This window comes from Stutzerimonas azotifigens (assembly GCF_013522725.1).
Lineage (GTDB): Bacteria > Pseudomonadota > Gammaproteobacteria > Pseudomonadales > Pseudomonadaceae > Stutzerimonas > Stutzerimonas azotifigens_A.
Genome location: NZ_JAAMRF010000005.1, coordinates 319,368 through 334,723, shown reverse-complemented (window position 1 = coordinate 334,723; position 15,356 = coordinate 319,368). Strand labels below are relative to the sequence as shown.

Below are 15,356 nucleotides of genomic sequence, written 5' to 3'. Positions count from 1 at the left end.
TACGGAAACACTCATGCGAATCGGGACCTTTTCACCACGACTGTTCGGCACTGGTGCAGGCTTTGTCCTGTCGATCCTGGGCCAGGCGGTATCTGCCGAAACCGAAAGCCGGACGGAAACGTCCACGGTGCTGGACTCGGTCACTGTCACCGGCTCCCGAGAGACCGCTGACGGACCGGTAACGGGCTATCGTGCCGCCCGTTCCGCGAGCGCGACCAGGACCGATACGCCCCTGAAGGAAATTCCCCAGTCGGTCTCCGTGGTGCCCGCCAGTGTGCTGCAGGATCTCGACGCGCCCCGTATCGAACGCGCTCTGGATTTCGCCGGCGGCGTCGCCCGGCAGAATGATTTCGGCGGCTTGACGATGTTCGAATACAGCGTCCGTGGGCTGACCACCTCAGAGTTCTACAAGGATGGTTTCAGCGCCAACCGGGGCCACATGAACCCACAGGACGCGTCCAACGTCGAGCGCGTCGAGGTGCTCAAGGGACCGGCCTCGAGTCTCTACGGTCGCGGCGACCCGGGCGGCACCGTCAACATCGTCAGCAAACGTCCGCAGCGTGATGCGTTCGTTCGGCTGGACCTGAGCGCTGGGCGCTGGGACAAGTACCGCAGCAGCCTGGACGTCAACACGCCTCTGGATGACGAAGGGCGGATGCTCTACCGGATGAACCTCGCCGTCGAAGACAACGACAGCTTTCGCGACCATCGCTCCGGTGAGCGCCAATTCTTCGCACCGGCCTTCAGCTGGGAGTTGAGTCCGGATACCCGCGTACTTGTGCAGGCCGAGGTGGTGCGCAACAGGCAGGTCTTCGACCGAGGCGTCGTGGCGCCAAACGGCGAGCTGGGCAGCGTGTCGCGTTCGGCGTTCTTCGGCGAGCCCTCCGACGGCACCATCAGCAACAACAACGAGCTGCTGCAGGTGGCCGTCGAGCATGACCTGAACGACGTCTGGAGTTTGCGCCTGGCCAGTCACTACAAGCAGGGCCGGCTCAACGGTTATGCCACCGAGGCCAGCTCCTTGGCCAACGACGGCGTCACCCTCAACCGCGAGCGCCGCTACCGCGACTTCGAGTGGCAGGACAGCATCACCCAGGCCGAGCTACACGGCCGTTTCGATACCGGCTCGATCGAACATCAGTTGCTGATCGGCACCGAGTACGAGCGCTATGCAAAGGACGAGCGGTTGCTGCGTTCGACCCCGACCTACACCCTGGACATCCGCAATCCCGTCTTTGGCCAGCCCGCGCCGCCGTTCAGCACCGGACGGACCGGGCGCAGTACCGACCGTCACGAGCTTGTCCATGCCCGCGCGCTGAATCTGCAGGACCAGATGCGCTTTACCGACAGGTTGTTCGGTGTAATCGGCGCGCGCTACGACCACTACGAACATCGCCTGGACAACGAAGTGTCGGGCGCTCGTCAGAAGCAGGCCCACGAGAAAGTGACCCCCCGTATCGGTGCGCTCTATCAGTTCACCCCAGAAGTCGGTGTTTTCGCCAACGCCTCGCGCTCGTTCAAGCCCAACGGTGGCGCCGATGCCAGTGGTCAGGCATTCGATCCTGAAGAGGGGGTGGGTTATGAAGCCGGCTTCAAGTTCGATCTGCTCGACAGTCGCCTGGGAATGACCATTGCCGCCTTCCATCTCACCAAGGAGAACGTACTGACCGCCGATCCTGCCGACAGTACCTACCAGATCGCTGCCGGCGAGGTGCGCAGCAAGGGCTTCGACCTGCAGCTGACTGGCCAGTTGACCGACCAGCTGCGGATTATCGGTGCCTATGCCTATGTCGATGCGGAGGTCACCAAGGACAACACGCTCGTCAGCGGCAGCCGACTGCTCAACGTGCCGCGCAACAGCGGCAGCCTGATGACCGTTTACGAGTTCTTCGATCACGGCCTTCAGGGACTGGAAGTGGGCGGGGCGGTGAACTACGTCGGGGATCGCCTGGGTCAGTCGGGCAGCGAATTCGAGCTGCCTGCCTACACCACCGTCGACCTGCTCGCCCGCTACCGCGCAACGCCCAGCGTGACGCTGGGGGTCAACCTCAACAACGCGTTCGATCGCACCTACTACGAGCGGTCCTACAGCAACGTCTGGGTCATGCCGGGCGAGCCGCGCAACCTCAATTTCAGCGTATCGCTGAGCCTTTGATCTCAACCCAACGGGCGTCTGTCGCCCGTAACTTCAGAAAGAGAATCTGCAGATGAAAGACAACAAGACAATCACCTTGGCGCTGGCGCTCGTTCTGGGCCTGAGCGCTGCTTCGGCCGGTGCGCACGGCCTGTGGACCGAGGAGCGCCGGGGCAACATCGAGGTGATCTACGGCCACGGCGCCGAGGACGATGCCTTCGAAGCCGCGAAAGTCTCGGGCGCATGGGCGAGCGATGCGCGTGGCGCGATGATTCCGGTCACCATCGAACGGCTGGAGGACCATGCCAGGCTCAAGCCGCTGTCCAAGCCGGCGGTGCTCTCGGTCGCTCTCGACAACGGCTACTGGACTCAGGACCCGGAGAAGAAATGGCTGAACGTCGGCGAGACCAAGGTGCCTGGCGCGCTGGATTCGGGGCGCTACTACAAGTACAGCGTGGCGATCCTGCAACAGGGCGCAAAATTGCCCGCGCTGGACAAGCTGAACCTGGCCATCGTGCCGCAGCAGGACCCTCTGGCGGTGGATGTCGGCCAGGCACTGGAAGTCCAGGTGCTGGTGGACGGCAAGCCTGCCGCCGGCATCGAACTGATCGGCGACTACGTCAACCACCCCGATCGTGTCGTGGCCACAACCGATGCACAGGGCAAGGCGCGGGTGACGGTGCGCAACCACGGCCTGAACGTGATCGCCGCCTCGACGACTGTCGACAGCGACGACCCCGATGCCCGCGTACGCGGGATGTTCGCCTCGCTGACCTTCGTCAGCGAGAGCCACCAGCACTGATGGGCTGCGAGTCGCCGAGGTGCTCCCGGCGGCCCGCTGAACTCAGAGCCAACCCTTTTCTTTATAGAAACGCTCGGCGCCCTCATGTAGCGGAGCGGTCAGGCCGACACGGATCATGTCTTCGGCTTTCAGGTCGGCGAAGGCCGGATGCAGACGCTTGAACCGGTCGAGGTTGTCGAACACGGCCTTGACCAGCTGGTAGACGACCTCAGGATCGGTCTTGCTGGTGGTCGCGAGTACTGCCTTGCCGCCGATCGACGGGATGGCCGACGCAACGCCCGGATAAAGCCCGGCGGGGATCTCGGCGGCGGTGTAGTAATTGGCTCCGGCGAGCAATCGATCGATTTCCGGGCCTGTCACCGGGACGATTCTGGCCTTCACGTTGGTCAGCGCTTCCTGAATGGCCCCGCTCGGATGGCCGACCACGTAGGTGATGGCGTCGAGGTTGTTGTCACCCAGCGCGGAGGCCATCTCCGCAGGCTTGAGCTCGGCGGCCAGGGCGAAGTCGGCGTTGCTCCAGCCCTTGGCTTTCATCACTTCCTCGAAGGTGTCGCGGCTGCCCGAGCCTGGCACACCGATGTTGACCCGCTTGCCCTTGAGGTCATCGAGGTCACTGATGCCGCTGTCATTGCGCGCAACCACGGTGAGGATTTCGGTCTGCAGGGAGAACACCGCGCGCAACTCGTCTACCGCGCCGTCCTTGTCGAAAGGCGCGAGGCCTTTGAGCGCCTTGTGCTGATGGTCGGACTGGATGAAGCCGAAGTCGTATTCACCGTTCTGCATCGACACGATGTTGGTTACGCTGCCTGCCGTGGAAGGCGCGTTGCACTTGATCGCCGGCGTGCTCTCGGCGCGATTGAGAAAGCGACAGACCGACTGGCCCGCCGTGTAATACACGCCGGTCTGGCCGCCGGTGCCGATGGTGACGAAACGCTCTTGCGCCAGGACGCTGGTGCTTGCCAGGGGGCCGGCAAGTGCGCCGGCCAGGGTGATGCCGAGCAGGCCGATACGGATCTGATGGTTCATCGTGGTTCCCTCATGTGATAAGTCGGATCAGCGGTCGCCACCGTCTCGTCCGTGACGATCCCGGCGGTGTAGGGCGGTGACTGGCGAGGGTCAGGCCCGCGCTGCGATCACCATGATTTCCACCAGCACCTGCGGCGAAGCCAGAGACGCTTGTACAGTCGCCCTGGCCGGCGCGCAGCCCTCGGGTAGCCAGGCGCTCCAGACTTCGTTCATCGCGGCGAAGTCGGCATCGATATCCTTGAGCCAGATCTGCGCGCTGAGCAGACGCCCTCGGTCCGAGCCCGCGGCCTCCAGTAGCCGATCGATCGTGGCCAGCACCTCACGGGTCTGTCCGCTAGCATCCAGGCTGCGGTCGTCGGGCACCTGGCCGGCAAGAAACACCAGGTCGGCATAGGTGACTGCTGCGGACATGCGTGGGTTGCTTTCGATACGTTGCAGGGCCATGGGGCGTCCTCGTCGTGGTTGTATTCAAGTAGTAAGTGTCAGTCCGTCCAGGGAGACGGCCGGCAGGTATCCGCCGATCAGGCTGCTGAGCAGGTCGGCGCTACCGCAGGCGAGGGTGAAGCCGAGGCTGCCATGGCCGACGTTGAGCCAGAGGTTGTCGACGCCGCTGCGTCCGAGCAGCGGCGTGCCTTCCGGCGTCGCGGGGCGCAGGCCAGCCCATTGCCGGGCGTTGCGGTAGTCGCCCGCTGCCGGAAAGGTTTCGCTGGCCAGGCGCTGCAGCGTGCCGATCCTCCCCGGGTCCAGGTCGTTGTCCCAGCCGCCGATATCCACCATGGCGGCGACTCGCAACTGGTCACCGAGGCGGGCATAGACCACCTTGTTGTCGTAATCGGTCACGTTGGTCTGCGGCACGTTCGCTTCGCCGGCCAGTGGCAGGGTCAGGCTGTAGCCCTTGAGCGGGTAGATCGACAGGTCGATACCCAGGGGCCGCAGTAGCGCGACGCTGGCGGTGCCGGCGGCAACCACCAGATGGTCGACGGCAAGCTCGCCTTCGTCGAGCATGATCGCCTGCACGCGATTGCGCTCGGTACGCAGCGCCGTCACGGCCTGGCCGGCATGCAGTCGGAATGCCGGTAACCCGCAGAGCCGTTGCAACAGCTGCTGGCAGAACTGGTGACAGTCGGCCGCCTCATCGCCCGGGGAGTAGATACCGCCCTGCAGCGCTGCAGCAAGCGGTGCCAGCGCAGGCTCCACGTCGACGCATTGCCCTGCGTCCAGCAGCCTTTGCCCAGCCGTGTCGTCAACGCCGGGCGACGCCTTGCGAAGGCTGGCGCGGTCGCGATAGATCACCAGCTTGCCGTTGGCGCGCCAGTCGAATCCGTCCAGCCGGTCCTGCTCCCGCCAGGTGCACAGAATCTGTTGGCTGTGTAGTGCCAGGCGCAGCAGATGTGCCGCGTTGCGCCGGTTGACCGAGCGTCGGCAGGCGAGCAGGAAGCGCAGGCACCAGCGCCATTGATGAGGGCTCACGCGGGGCCTGAAACGCAGCGGTGCATCGTCTCTGCGCAGCATCCAGCCGAGGGCCTGGAGCGGCACGCCGGCATCGGCCAAGGGCGACACGTAGCGGTAGCTGAGTTGCCCGCCATTGGCAAAGCTGGTTTCCAGCGCTACCTCGTCGCGTCGCTCGATCAGCTCGACCTGGTGGCCCTGGCGGACCAGAGAATAGGCCGTGGTCAGCCCGATCACACCGCCGCCGATGACTGCTATCCGCATGCCGCCACTCCCCGAATCCGATCAGCTGAGCCTAGTTCGCTATCGAGCGGAGCGGCCAATGAAAGGATGGAGGTCGTCCATAACCCAGGGTTATGCTCGGGTGACGGAAGGGAGGATAGCGGCATGCGTCTGCGTCACATCGAGCTGTTCCAGGCGATTCTGCAAACCGGCAGCCTCACCGCGGCGGCCGAGCTGCTGCACATCTCCCAGCCGGCGGCGAGCAAGATCCTCAAACATGCCGAACAGCAGCTGGGTTTCGCCCTGTTCGACCGGGTGCGTGGCAAGCTCCAGCCGACGGCCGAGGCGCGTGTTCTTCAGCAACAGACCGAACGCCTGGCGATCGACCTGCAGAACCTTCGACGGCTGGCGGACAACCTCGGCCGCGGCGAGGAGTGCGCCCTGCGTCTGATCTGCACTCCGGCGTTGGCACAGGCACTGCTGCCGCAGGCGGTGCGCGCCTGGCGCGAGCGTTATCCGCGCACCCGCTGCCAGCTCGCGACTCAGCACACGGCTGAAATCGTCGAGGCGCTCCTGCTGCGCGAGGCCGACCTCGGGTTGACCCTGCAGGCGGTCGAGCATCCTGGATTGAGCACGCGGTTGCTGACCGAGGGGCGCATGCGGGTGATCGCACCGCCGGGCTGGTGGCCGGCGGAAGAACTGTCGAATCCAGTCAGGTTGCAGGCGTTAGTGGGGGTGTCGCTGATCGGGCTCGACACACGGGACGCGCTGGGCGGCCTGCTGCGCGGGCATCTCGAGGAGCTGGATCCACCGCCGCGCATCGATACCTGGGTGCAGACCTATCAACTGGCACGCCAGCTGGTGGCTTCGGGGCAGGGCGTTGCGCTGGTCGATCCGCTCACCGCGCTGGCGGCCGATGGCGGTGAAGTTCAGGCGCGGTTGCTCGAGCCGGCCATTACCGTGCCGGTTTATGCGCTGACCCGTGTCCACGAACAACCGGTGCCGGCGCAGACGGCACTGCTCGAGCAGATCCTCGCCCAAGCGGAACGCCTGTTGGCTGCCGAGCGGCCCGCTGCCGGGGTGCGCTAACATCGCGCTTTTGCACCGTAGCCCATGATCGAAAACTCGCCGCTCAGGCGCTACCAGCAGGCCATCGACAACGCCGGCTTCGTACCCGACGAGGCGCAGCGGCGTGCGGTAATGCGGCTGGAGGATTGCCATCAGGCGCTGCATTGTCCAGGCGAGCCACCCAGGGGCGTCTACCTCTGGGGGCCGGTCGGCCGCGGCAAGACCTGGTTGATGGACCAGTTCCATCAATGCCTGCGGGTACCGGCGCGGCGGCAGCATTTCCACCACTTCATGCGTTGGGTGCACAGGCGCCTGTTCCAACTCAACGGTACCGCGGACCCGTTACGGGCGTTGGCGCGAGAGTTGGGCGGTGAGGTGAGGGTGCTCTGCTTCGACGAGCTGTTCGTCAGCGACATCGGCGACGCGATTATCCTGGGGCGGTTGTTCCAGGAGCTGTTCGGCCACGGCGTTGTGGTGATCGCGACGTCCAATCACCAGCCCGATGAGCTCTATGGCGACGGTTTCAATCGAGAACGCTTCCTCCCGGCGATCGCGGCGATCGAACGCCACATGCAGGTGGTCGCGGTCGACGGTGACCAGGACCATCGCCTGCATCCGGGTGCAGTCCAGTCGCGCTACTGGGTGCGCGAGCCGGGAATCGTCAGCGGGCTGGAGGCTGAATTCGAGCGGGTGGCGGGCGCCGAGGTGGGGCAACGGGGTCCGCTCATCGTCGGGCGCCGCCCGCTCGAGGTGGTGCGCTGCAGCGAACGCACCTTGTGGTGCCGTTATGAGGAACTCTGCGAGAAGCCGTTCGCGGCGGCCGATTTCATCGAGTTGTGCGACCGGTTCACATCAATATTCATCAGCGAGATTCCGGCGCTGGGCAGCGCGCCGCGCGAAGGGCGCATCGCCCGTGGTACCGAGGACGCGGCCGTGCAGGTGCTGGCTGGCGACCGCGAGTTACCCAAGCTCGCCCCGCAGGACGACGGGGTCAGACGCTTCATCGCGCTGGTCGACGAATGTTACGACCGCCGCGTGCCGCTCTATCTGGAAGCCGAAGTGCCGCTCGAGGCGCTCTATACCCTTGGTTATCTGTCGTTCGCCTTTCGCCGTACCTCGAGCCGCCTGCGTGAGATGCAGCTGCAACGCTTCGGCGTCCGCTGAGTCACCTCACTCGCGGTAAAACACCTGCACCAGGTGATAGCCGAACTGGCTTTTCACCGGGCCGTGCACTTCACGAAGCGCCTTCTTGAAGATTACCTGATCGATGCTGCGCACCATCTGGCCGGGGCGGACCTCGCCGAGATCGCCGCCTTTCTTGCCAGACGGGCAGGTGGAATGCTTGCGCGCCAGCACGTCGAAGGCCTCGCCGTTGGCCAGGCGCTTCTTCAGCTGCGCGGCCTCGGCTTCGGTCTTGACCAGGATGTGGCGGGCCATGGCTTTTGGCATATCGGTACTCCTCGAACGCGGACCCGATTGTAGACAGGCTCACGGCAAATCCGCAGCCCTGGCTGTGTGAGTCGATGCAAAAGCGGTTTGTCATTTGTATTTGGTAGCGCTACCATCGAGCAAAACAAACACAATGCAACACCAGATGTTGCCGGAGAGTCGCCAGTGGATTCCCCTTCTCAAACCCCGCGTTCGGCGGTCTGCCGGACATTGGTGGTGATGGGCGTCAGCGGATCGGGCAAGACCGAGACCAGTCTCGCCGTCGCCCAGACCCTGGGCTATCGCCATATCGAAGCCGATCATTTCCATCCTGAAGAAAACGTCCAGCGCATGCGCGCCGGCACGCCGCTGTCCGATGCCGACCGCATCGAGTGGTTGCAGCGGTTGACGGTCGAAATGCGCCGTGCGGTCGAGGACGGCGTCGGCTTCGTTCTTGCGTGCTCGGCGCTCAAACGCAGCTATCGAAACTTGCTGCGCGAAGCCGTACCAAACTTGTGCTTCGCGCATCTCGAAGTGGATTACGACACGGCCGTGGAGCGAGTCGGCGGGCGTGCCGGTCATTTCATGCCGATCTCCCTGGTCGATAGCCAGTTCGCCACGCTCGAATCGCCTGCAGGCGAGCAGCGCGTGTTGATTATCGATGCGAGTCAGCCGCGTGAGCGCGTCCTGACCGAAATAGTCGCCTGGGTCGAATGCACACCGGGGGAGGGCATCGAGACGCGTGTCGATCTTTCCGCACAGCCAGTTGATAGCGCTAACACTTCGCCGCGCCATGCGCCGCCCTTGACCCGCGAGCCGATCTACACCGGGATGCTGGCGCAGGGTTTCGATCGGCTTACCGATTGGCTGATGGCGGCGTTGATGGCCTTCATGGTCATCGTCGTGTTCAGCAGCGTGGTGCTCCGCTACGCCTTCGGCACCGGCTGGACCGGCGCGGAGGAGCTGTCGCGCCTGGCCTTCGTCTGGCTGGTGTTCGTCGGCGTCGCCTCGAGCATGCGCCGCGGCGAGCTGATGAGTTTCGGCATGCTGCGCGATCGTTTTCCTAACGCGTTGCGCCGTCTGGTCGACAGCATCAGCTGGCTGCTGGTGGCAGGTGCCAGCCTGCTGGCGGCCATGGGCGGCTGGAACCAGATGCAGTTCGGCTGGACCATCAACAGCCCGGTGGTGGGTTACCCGCTGGCTCTGGCCACACTGCCGATTCTGGCGAGCATGCTGGCGCTGGCGATCCTGGCGCTGGTGCAACTGGTGAACGTCTGGCGCCGGGTCGACACACCGCCGGCCGCTACCGCCAACGTCACCGCCGACTGATAACAAGACGGGCACTGCCCACCGAGGATCGAACATGACCGTCGTGGTTTTTCTCTCTTCACTGCTCGGCTTCATGGCCTTCGGCATGCCGATCGCCTTCGCGCTGATCCTCACCGGCGCGGTGCTGATGTGGTACCTCGATTTCTGGGACGTGCAACTGCTCGCCCAGAACCTGCAGGCCGGTGCCGACAGTTTTCCGCTGCTGGCCGTACCTTTTTTTATCCTAGCCGGCGAGTTGATGAATGCAGGCGGCATTTCGCGCCGCATCATCGCCATGGCGCAGGCCTATTTCGGCCACAAACGAGGTGGATTGGGCTACGTCGCCATCGCCGCCTCGGTGTTGCTGGCGAGCATGTCCGGCTCGGCGCTGGCCGACACCGCCGCACTGGCGACCCTGCTGCTGCCGATGATGCGCGAGCGCGGCTATCCGTTGAGTTCGTCTTCAGGGCTGGTGGCGGCGGGCGGCATCATCGCGCCGATCATTCCGCCGTCGATGCCCTTCGTGATCTACGGGGTGGTGACCAATACCTCGATCAGCCAGCTGTTCCTCGCCGGCATGGTGCCGGGGCTGATCATGGGCATGGGGCTGGTGGTGGCCTGGACCATCATCGCCCGCAAGATCGACGAGCCCAAGCAGGAAAAGGCCAGCGTCGCGGTGCGCCGCAAGGTACTGGTCGACGGCGCGGCGGCGCTGATGCTGCCGGTGATCATCGTCGGTGGTCTGCGCGGCGGGTTGTTCACGCCGACGGAAGCGGCGGTGGTGGCGGCGGTCTATGCGCTTGCCGTATCCACGCTGCTGTACCGCGAGCTCAATTGGGCGGGGCTGGTCGAAGTACTGACCCGTGCCAGCCGTACCACCGCCTCGGTGATGTTCCTCTGCGCCGCGGCGACCGTATCGGCGTACATGATCACCCTGGCACAGTTGCCCGACGAGATCGCTGTGATGCTCGGGCCGCTGGCGGAAAACCCCAAGCTGCTGATGATTGCCATCATGCTGCTGATGATCGCCGTCGGCATGGTGCTCGACCTGACCCCGACGATCCTCATCCTCGGCCCGGTGCTGGCCCCGATCGCCATCAAGGCGGGCATCGACCCGGTCTATTTCGGTGTGATGTTCGTGCTGATCGGTTCGATCGGCCTGATCACGCCGCCCGTAGGGACGGTGCTCAATGTGGTCGGAGGCATCGGTCGGCTGCGCATGGAAACCCTGGTGCGTGGGGTAGTGCCGTTCTTCCTGATTTATATGGCCATCGTCGTGCTGCTGGTCTTTGCGCCTTCGATCATTACCGCGCCGCTGGCCTGGCTGCGCTGAGCTTCACAGATTCCGGCCCGGGCGGTAGCGCGGGCCTGTCTCCGTCGCCCTGGCGCCGGAGGTTCCACCACCATCACACAACAACAAAAGGTATAGCGCCATGAAACGTTTCCTCATCGCCACCCTGGCGGCGGCCACTCTGGGTGGTTCCTTCGCTGCGATCAGCGCCCAGGCCGCTGACGATATCCGCCCACGGATGATCCGCTTCGGCTACGGCCTCAATGAAGACAGCAACCAGGGACGCGCGGCCAAGCTGCTCGCCGAGGAGGTCGCCAAGGCCTCGGGTGGCAAGCTGAAGATGCGCACTTTTGCTTCCGCCAGCCTCGGTTCCGACGATCAGATGCAGAACGCGCTGATTGGCGGCGCCCAGGAGATGATGGTGGGCTCGACCGCGACGCTGGTCGGCATCGCCAAGGAAATGGCCGTGTGGGACACGCCGTTTCTGTTCATCAACGAGAAGCAGGCCGACCACGTGCTTGACGGCCCGGTTGGGCGCCAGGTGATGGACGCGCTGGAAGCCAAGGGCATGGTCGGTCTGGTCTATTGGGAAAACGGCTTTCGCAACCTGACCAACAACGTCCGCCCGATCGAGAAGATGGAAGACTTCAACGGCGTGAAACTGCGGGTGATGCCCAACCCGGTGTTCATCGACACCTTCCGTCAGATGGGCGCCAACGCCGTGCCGCTGCCGTTCTCCGAGTTGTTCACCGCGCTGGAAACCAAGGCGGTCGATGGCCAGGAAAACCCCTACAACACCATCCTTTCTTCCAAGTTCTACGAGGTGCAGAAGTACCTGAGCGTGACCAACCACGTCTACAGCCCCTGGATCGTGACCGCGTCCAAGCGCTGGTGGGACGGCCTGTCCAAGACCGAGCAGGACATCATCATGCAGGCGGCCGTGAAGGCGCGTGACTCGGAACGCGAAGACACTCGCGCCGAAGCGCGCGAGGCACTGGCGTCGATCAAGGAACGGGGCATGCAGATCAACGAGGTCACCCCCGAAGAGGTCGCGCGGATGCGCGAGAAAGCCAAGCCGGCGATCCAGACGGTGATCGACACGGTAGGCCAGTCGCTGTTCGACCAGGTTCAGGCCGAAATCGAAAAAGCACCGCAGTAAGCGTCTCGGCGCCTCTTCGGAGGCGCCTGCCAAACGGTAGAATCGCGCCTCCCCAGCTTCTGGATCCGTCATGAGTTCTCGTCGTCGCCGCTCGCCGGAGCGAGCCACCCTGTCCGATGTCGCCAAAAGCGCCGGCTGTTCGCTGATGTCCGCATCGCGGGCGCTGTCGCAGCCCGAGCGGGTATCCGATGCCCTGCGCGAGCGGGTCATGGAGGCGGTGCGGGCGCTGGGCTACGTGCCGCACCCGGCCGCTCGAAGCCTGGCGAGTGCGCGTTCCAATCTGGTGGCGGTGATCATTCCGTCGCTATCCAACGCGGTGTTCGTCGATACCGTCGAAGCCATCCAGCGGGTGCTGATGCCGGCAGGCTATGAGTTGATGATCGGCGTAAGCCACTACCGTCCCGAGGAGGACGAGCGCTTGCTGCGGGCTTATCTGGCGCATCAGCCGGCCGGGCTCTTGGTGACCGGCTTCGAGCGCAGCGATGCGGCGCGCGAGGTGCTTGGCAATTACGACAGCCCGATCGTCACCCTGATGGAGCTGAGCGACGCCGAAGAGGATTACTGCGTCGGCTTTTCGCAGTTCGATGCCGGTGCGCAGATGACGCGCCATTTGCTGCAGCGCGGCTATCGGCACATCGCGTTCGCCGCGGCGCAACTCGATCCGCGCACCCTGCAGCGCGCCGAAGGCTACCGCCAGGCGATGCGCGAAGCAGGGCGCCATGAGCCGGCGCTGGAACTGCTGACGCCTGCGATGTCTTCCATTGGTCTGGGCGCCGAGCTGCTCGACCAGTTGCTGGCCCGGCATCCGGAAATCGATGCGGTGTTCTTCAACAACGACGACCTGGCGCTGGGGGCCCTGTTTCGTGCTCGCCAGCTACAACTCGAGGTGCCGCAGCGGCTCGCCATTGCCGGGTTCAACGACCTGCCGGCAGCGGCCTGGATGCATCCTGCACTGACCACCGTGCGCACGACCCGGGGGCGGATCGGCGAGCTGGCCGGACAGATGCTGCTGAGCCTGATGCGCGGCGAGCAGCCGCCGCAGCGGCGCATCGATGTCGGCTTCGAGGTAGTGATGCGCGACAGCGCCTGAGGCGCTGCGCGTGCTCACTCAGCCCGGTTGGCCTGGGCGGTGACTTGCTGGGCGATCTCGATCATCTGCTCACGCATCCAGCGGTTGGCCGGATCCTGGTCAGTGCTCTCATGCCAGTAGATGTGCGTTTCCAATATCGGGATATCCACGGGCAACGGCGTTTGATGAAGGTCATGACGACGGGCGAAGCGCTCCGGCACGGTCACCGCCATGTCGGTCTGCTGGATCACCTGGGTCGCCATCATGTAGTGCTGCGAGCGCAGGGCGATCTTGCGTTGCTGGCCCATCTTGCCGAGGGCCAGGTCGACCATGCCCAAGCCGCTGCGGCGGCTGGAAATGTGGATGTGAGACAGCGACAGATACTCTTCGACGCTGAGGCGCTCCTTGGCCAGCGGATGCCCGCGGCGCATGGCACAGACGTAGCGGTCCTCCAGCAATTTGACATGGCGGACCTGCGGGTCGGTGTTGAGCGGCGCATCCATGGCGAAATCCAGTCGACCGGCGGCGAGCTCCTTGGTGGTTTCGCGACGCTTGGCCAGCATGCTTTCGATTTTCACGTTTGGCGCAAGCCGGCGCAGCCGCTGGAACAGGGGCGGCAGGACCACCGCCTCGGTGAGGTCGGTCATGCTGATGCGGAAGGTCTTGTTGGCCTGTAGCGGATTGAAGGTGCGGCTTTCCTGAACCGAAACCCGCAACAGCTGCAAGGCGTTGCGCACCGGGCCAATGATGTTCTGAGCCATTGGCGTAGGCACCATGCCTTGCGCGGTGCGTACGAACAGCGGGTCGTTGAAGGTTTCGCGCAGACGCGCCAGTGCGTTCGAAACGGCCGGCTGAGTGATGCCGACGATCTGCCCGGCGCGGGTGAGATTCGCCTCGGTGTAAATCGCATCGAACACGATGAACAGATTGAGATCGACCTTGTTCAGATTCATTTCCGTATGTGCTCCGCTTCTATTTGTTTTGCTGATCATATATCGGTGATGAATGTTAATACACACCGAAAATAGCTTAGATAAATTAAAGGCCCTCAACTAGCATTCCAGCCACAACACCCACCCGCAGAAGGTAGTTCCCATGGATTTCGCCTACTCCCCCAAGGTTCAAGAGCTGCGAGAGCGCGTCCAGGCGTTCATGGATACACACGTCTATCCGGCCGAAAAAGTCTTCTATCAGCAGGTCGGCGAGGGGGATCGCTGGCAGCCCACCGCGATAGTCGAAGAGCTCAAGGAGAAGGCAAAAGCCGAGGGGCTGTGGAACCTGTTCTTGCCCGATTCGGAACTCGGCTTCGGCCTCACCAACCTCGAATACGCACCGCTTGCCGAGATCATGGGCAGCTCGGGCCTGGGCTCCGAAGCCTTCAACTGCTCGGCACCGGACACCGGCAACATGGAGGTCCTGGTGCGCTACGGCAGTGAGGCTCACAAGAAACAGTGGCTCGAGCCATTGCTGCGCGGCGAGATCCGGTCGGCCTTCGGCATGACCGAGCCGGCCGTGGCGTCCTCCGACGCGACCAACATGCAGGCCCGCGCCGTGCGCGAGGGTGACGAGTGGGTCATCAACGGCCGCAAGTGGTGGACCTCGGGTGCCTGTGATCCGCGCTGCAAGGTGATGATCTTCATGGGGCTGACCAACCCGGATGCGCCGCGTCATCAGCAGCACTCGATGATTCTCGTGCCGATGGATGCGCCCGGCCTGAAGGTGATCCGCCCGCTGCCGGTATTCGGTTACGACGATGCACCGCACGGCCATGCCGAAGTGCTGCTGGAAAACGTGCGCGTGCCATACGAGAACGTGCTGCTGGGCGAGGGCCGTGGTTTTGAGATCGCCCAGGGTCGCCTTGGGCCGGGCCGCATTCACCATTGCATGCGTTCGGTGGGTGTCGCCGAGCGCGCCCTGAAGCTGATGTGCGAGCGCTCGGTGAGCCGCACGGCGTTCGGCAAGCCGCTGGCGCGCCTGGGTGCCAACCTCGACCATATCGCCGAGTCGCGAATCGAGATCAACATGGCGCGCATGTTGACGCTCAACGCCGCGTACATGATGGATACGGTCGGCAACAAGATCGCTGCCAGCGAAATCGCCCAGATCAAGGTCGTGGCGCCAAACGTTGCGCTGAAGGTGATCGACCGTGCCATCCAGATCCACGGCGGTGCCGGTGTTTCCGATGATTTCCCGCTGGCCCACTGGTATGCGATGCAGCGCACCCTGCGTCTGGCAGACGGGCCGGACGAAGTTCACCGCGCATCGATCGCCAAGATGGAGCTCGGCAAGTACGTACCACGCGAAATGTTGCGCAGCCACTGATCGAACGATATGAAGACAAGGCCCGCAGATGCGGGCCTTTTCATGTCAGCGAGCAAGACACCAGGCCTTGCAGCACCG

Annotated in this window: 14 protein-coding genes; 9 read left to right on the top strand and 5 right to left on the bottom strand. The window is 64.1% G+C overall.

Features of this window, described 5'->3' with window-relative positions; genetic code table 11:
• Positions 1–13 precede the first annotated feature (13 nt).
• Positions 14–2,155: a TonB-dependent siderophore receptor gene (locus G7026_RS12220; RefSeq protein WP_181071135.1), complete on the top strand. Its 2,142-nt coding sequence runs from the start codon at positions 14–16 to the stop codon at positions 2,153–2,155.
• Between the two features lie 52 nt (positions 2,156–2,207).
• A complete protein-coding gene (locus tag G7026_RS12215) occupies positions 2,208–2,936 on the top strand; it encodes a DUF4198 domain-containing protein (RefSeq protein ID WP_181071133.1) in 729 nt (242 codons plus the stop codon).
• A gap of 42 nt (positions 2,937–2,978) precedes the next feature.
• Here the strand turns inward: G7026_RS12215 and G7026_RS12210 are convergent, their stop codons facing one another.
• From G7026_RS12210 to G7026_RS12200, 3 genes are all read right to left on the bottom strand, one after another.
• Positions 2,979–3,962: a TAXI family TRAP transporter solute-binding subunit gene (locus tag G7026_RS12210; RefSeq protein ID WP_181071131.1), complete on the bottom strand. Its 984-nt coding sequence runs from the start codon at positions 3,960–3,962 to the stop codon at positions 2,979–2,981.
• A gap of 90 nt (positions 3,963–4,052) precedes the next feature.
• Complete coding sequence (locus tag G7026_RS12205) at positions 4,053–4,406, bottom strand: RidA family protein (RefSeq protein WP_181071130.1); 354 nt, start codon at positions 4,404–4,406, stop codon at positions 4,053–4,055.
• 24 nt (positions 4,407–4,430) lie between these two features.
• A complete protein-coding gene (locus tag G7026_RS12200; RefSeq protein ID WP_181071128.1) occupies positions 4,431–5,675 on the bottom strand; it encodes a D-amino acid dehydrogenase in 1,245 nt (414 codons plus the stop codon).
• 123 nt (positions 5,676–5,798) lie between these two features.
• On the opposite strand from G7026_RS12200, the gene G7026_RS12195 reads away from it, so the two are divergent.
• Complete coding sequence (locus G7026_RS12195) at positions 5,799–6,722, top strand: LysR family transcriptional regulator (RefSeq protein ID WP_181071126.1); 924 nt, start codon at positions 5,799–5,801, stop codon at positions 6,720–6,722.
• 24 nt (positions 6,723–6,746) lie between these two features.
• Positions 6,747–7,865 (top strand): cell division protein ZapE, encoded by a 1,119-nt coding sequence (gene zapE / locus G7026_RS12190; RefSeq protein WP_181071124.1) that lies wholly within the window; start codon positions 6,747–6,749, stop codon positions 7,863–7,865.
• 6 nt (positions 7,866–7,871) lie between these two features.
• On the opposite strand, the gene G7026_RS12185 is transcribed toward zapE, so the two are convergent.
• Positions 7,872–8,150, bottom strand: a complete 279-nt coding sequence (locus G7026_RS12185; protein ID WP_181071122.1) for a peptidylprolyl isomerase — start codon at positions 8,148–8,150, stop codon at positions 7,872–7,874.
• Positions 8,151–8,369: 219 nt separating this feature from the next.
• Here G7026_RS12185 and G7026_RS12180 point away from each other — a divergent pair, with 219 nt between their 5' ends.
• From G7026_RS12180 to G7026_RS12165, 4 genes are all read left to right on the top strand, one after another.
• Positions 8,370–9,458, top strand: coding sequence for a gluconokinase, GntK/IdnK-type (locus G7026_RS12180; RefSeq protein WP_181071225.1), 1,089 nt, complete (start codon positions 8,370–8,372; stop codon positions 9,456–9,458).
• Between the two features lie 34 nt (positions 9,459–9,492).
• The gene (locus G7026_RS12175) at positions 9,493–10,770 is read left to right on the top strand and encodes a TRAP transporter large permease (protein ID WP_181071120.1); all 1,278 of its coding nucleotides are present in this window, start codon (positions 9,493–9,495) and stop codon (positions 10,768–10,770) included.
• Positions 10,771–10,870: 100 nt separating this feature from the next.
• Positions 10,871–11,887 (top strand): TRAP transporter substrate-binding protein, encoded by a 1,017-nt coding sequence (locus G7026_RS12170; RefSeq protein WP_181071118.1) that lies wholly within the window; start codon positions 10,871–10,873, stop codon positions 11,885–11,887.
• 70 nt (positions 11,888–11,957) lie between these two features.
• Positions 11,958–12,977 carry a LacI family DNA-binding transcriptional regulator gene (locus tag G7026_RS12165; RefSeq protein ID WP_181071117.1) on the top strand — a complete coding sequence of 340 codons (1,020 nt, stop codon included), beginning with the start codon at positions 11,958–11,960 and terminating at the stop codon, positions 12,975–12,977.
• Between the two features lie 14 nt (positions 12,978–12,991).
• Here the strand turns inward: G7026_RS12165 and G7026_RS12160 are convergent, their stop codons facing one another.
• Positions 12,992–13,909: a LysR family transcriptional regulator gene (locus G7026_RS12160; protein WP_181071115.1), complete on the bottom strand. Its 918-nt coding sequence runs from the start codon at positions 13,907–13,909 to the stop codon at positions 12,992–12,994.
• Positions 13,910–14,051: 142 nt separating this feature from the next.
• Here G7026_RS12160 and G7026_RS12155 point away from each other — a divergent pair, with 142 nt between their 5' ends.
• On the top strand, positions 14,052–15,278 hold the full coding sequence (locus G7026_RS12155) for an acyl-CoA dehydrogenase (RefSeq protein ID WP_181071113.1): 1,227 nt from the start codon (positions 14,052–14,054) through the stop codon (positions 15,276–15,278).
• Positions 15,279–15,356 lie beyond the last annotated feature (78 nt).

What these genes read in the sequence shown, in the direction of transcription:
- G7026_RS12220 (WP_181071135.1), top strand. Translation starts at nt 14, where the DNA reads ATGCGAATCGGGACCTTTTCACCACGACTGTTCGGCACTGGTGCAGGC.
- G7026_RS12215 (WP_181071133.1), top strand. Translation starts at nt 2,208, where the DNA reads ATGAAAGACAACAAGACAATCACCTTGGCGCTGGCGCTCGTTCTGGGC.
- G7026_RS12210 (WP_181071131.1), bottom strand. Translation starts at nt 3,962, where the DNA reads ATGAACCATCAGATCCGTATCGGCCTGCTCGGCATCACCCTGGCCGGC.
- G7026_RS12205 (WP_181071130.1), bottom strand. Translation starts at nt 4,406, where the DNA reads ATGGCCCTGCAACGTATCGAAAGCAACCCACGCATGTCCGCAGCAGTC.
- G7026_RS12200 (WP_181071128.1), bottom strand. Translation starts at nt 5,675, where the DNA reads ATGCGGATAGCAGTCATCGGCGGCGGTGTGATCGGGCTGACCACGGCC.
- G7026_RS12195 (WP_181071126.1), top strand. Translation starts at nt 5,799, where the DNA reads ATGCGTCTGCGTCACATCGAGCTGTTCCAGGCGATTCTGCAAACCGGC.
- zapE (WP_181071124.1), top strand. Translation starts at nt 6,747, where the DNA reads ATGATCGAAAACTCGCCGCTCAGGCGCTACCAGCAGGCCATCGACAAC.
- G7026_RS12185 (WP_181071122.1), bottom strand. Translation starts at nt 8,150, where the DNA reads ATGCCAAAAGCCATGGCCCGCCACATCCTGGTCAAGACCGAAGCCGAG.
- G7026_RS12180 (WP_181071225.1), top strand. Translation starts at nt 8,370, where the DNA reads ATGGGCGTCAGCGGATCGGGCAAGACCGAGACCAGTCTCGCCGTCGCC.
- G7026_RS12175 (WP_181071120.1), top strand. Translation starts at nt 9,493, where the DNA reads ATGACCGTCGTGGTTTTTCTCTCTTCACTGCTCGGCTTCATGGCCTTC.
- G7026_RS12170 (WP_181071118.1), top strand. Translation starts at nt 10,871, where the DNA reads ATGAAACGTTTCCTCATCGCCACCCTGGCGGCGGCCACTCTGGGTGGT.
- G7026_RS12165 (WP_181071117.1), top strand. Translation starts at nt 11,958, where the DNA reads ATGAGTTCTCGTCGTCGCCGCTCGCCGGAGCGAGCCACCCTGTCCGAT.
- G7026_RS12160 (WP_181071115.1), bottom strand. Translation starts at nt 13,909, where the DNA reads ATGAATCTGAACAAGGTCGATCTCAATCTGTTCATCGTGTTCGATGCG.
- G7026_RS12155 (WP_181071113.1), top strand. Translation starts at nt 14,052, where the DNA reads ATGGATTTCGCCTACTCCCCCAAGGTTCAAGAGCTGCGAGAGCGCGTC.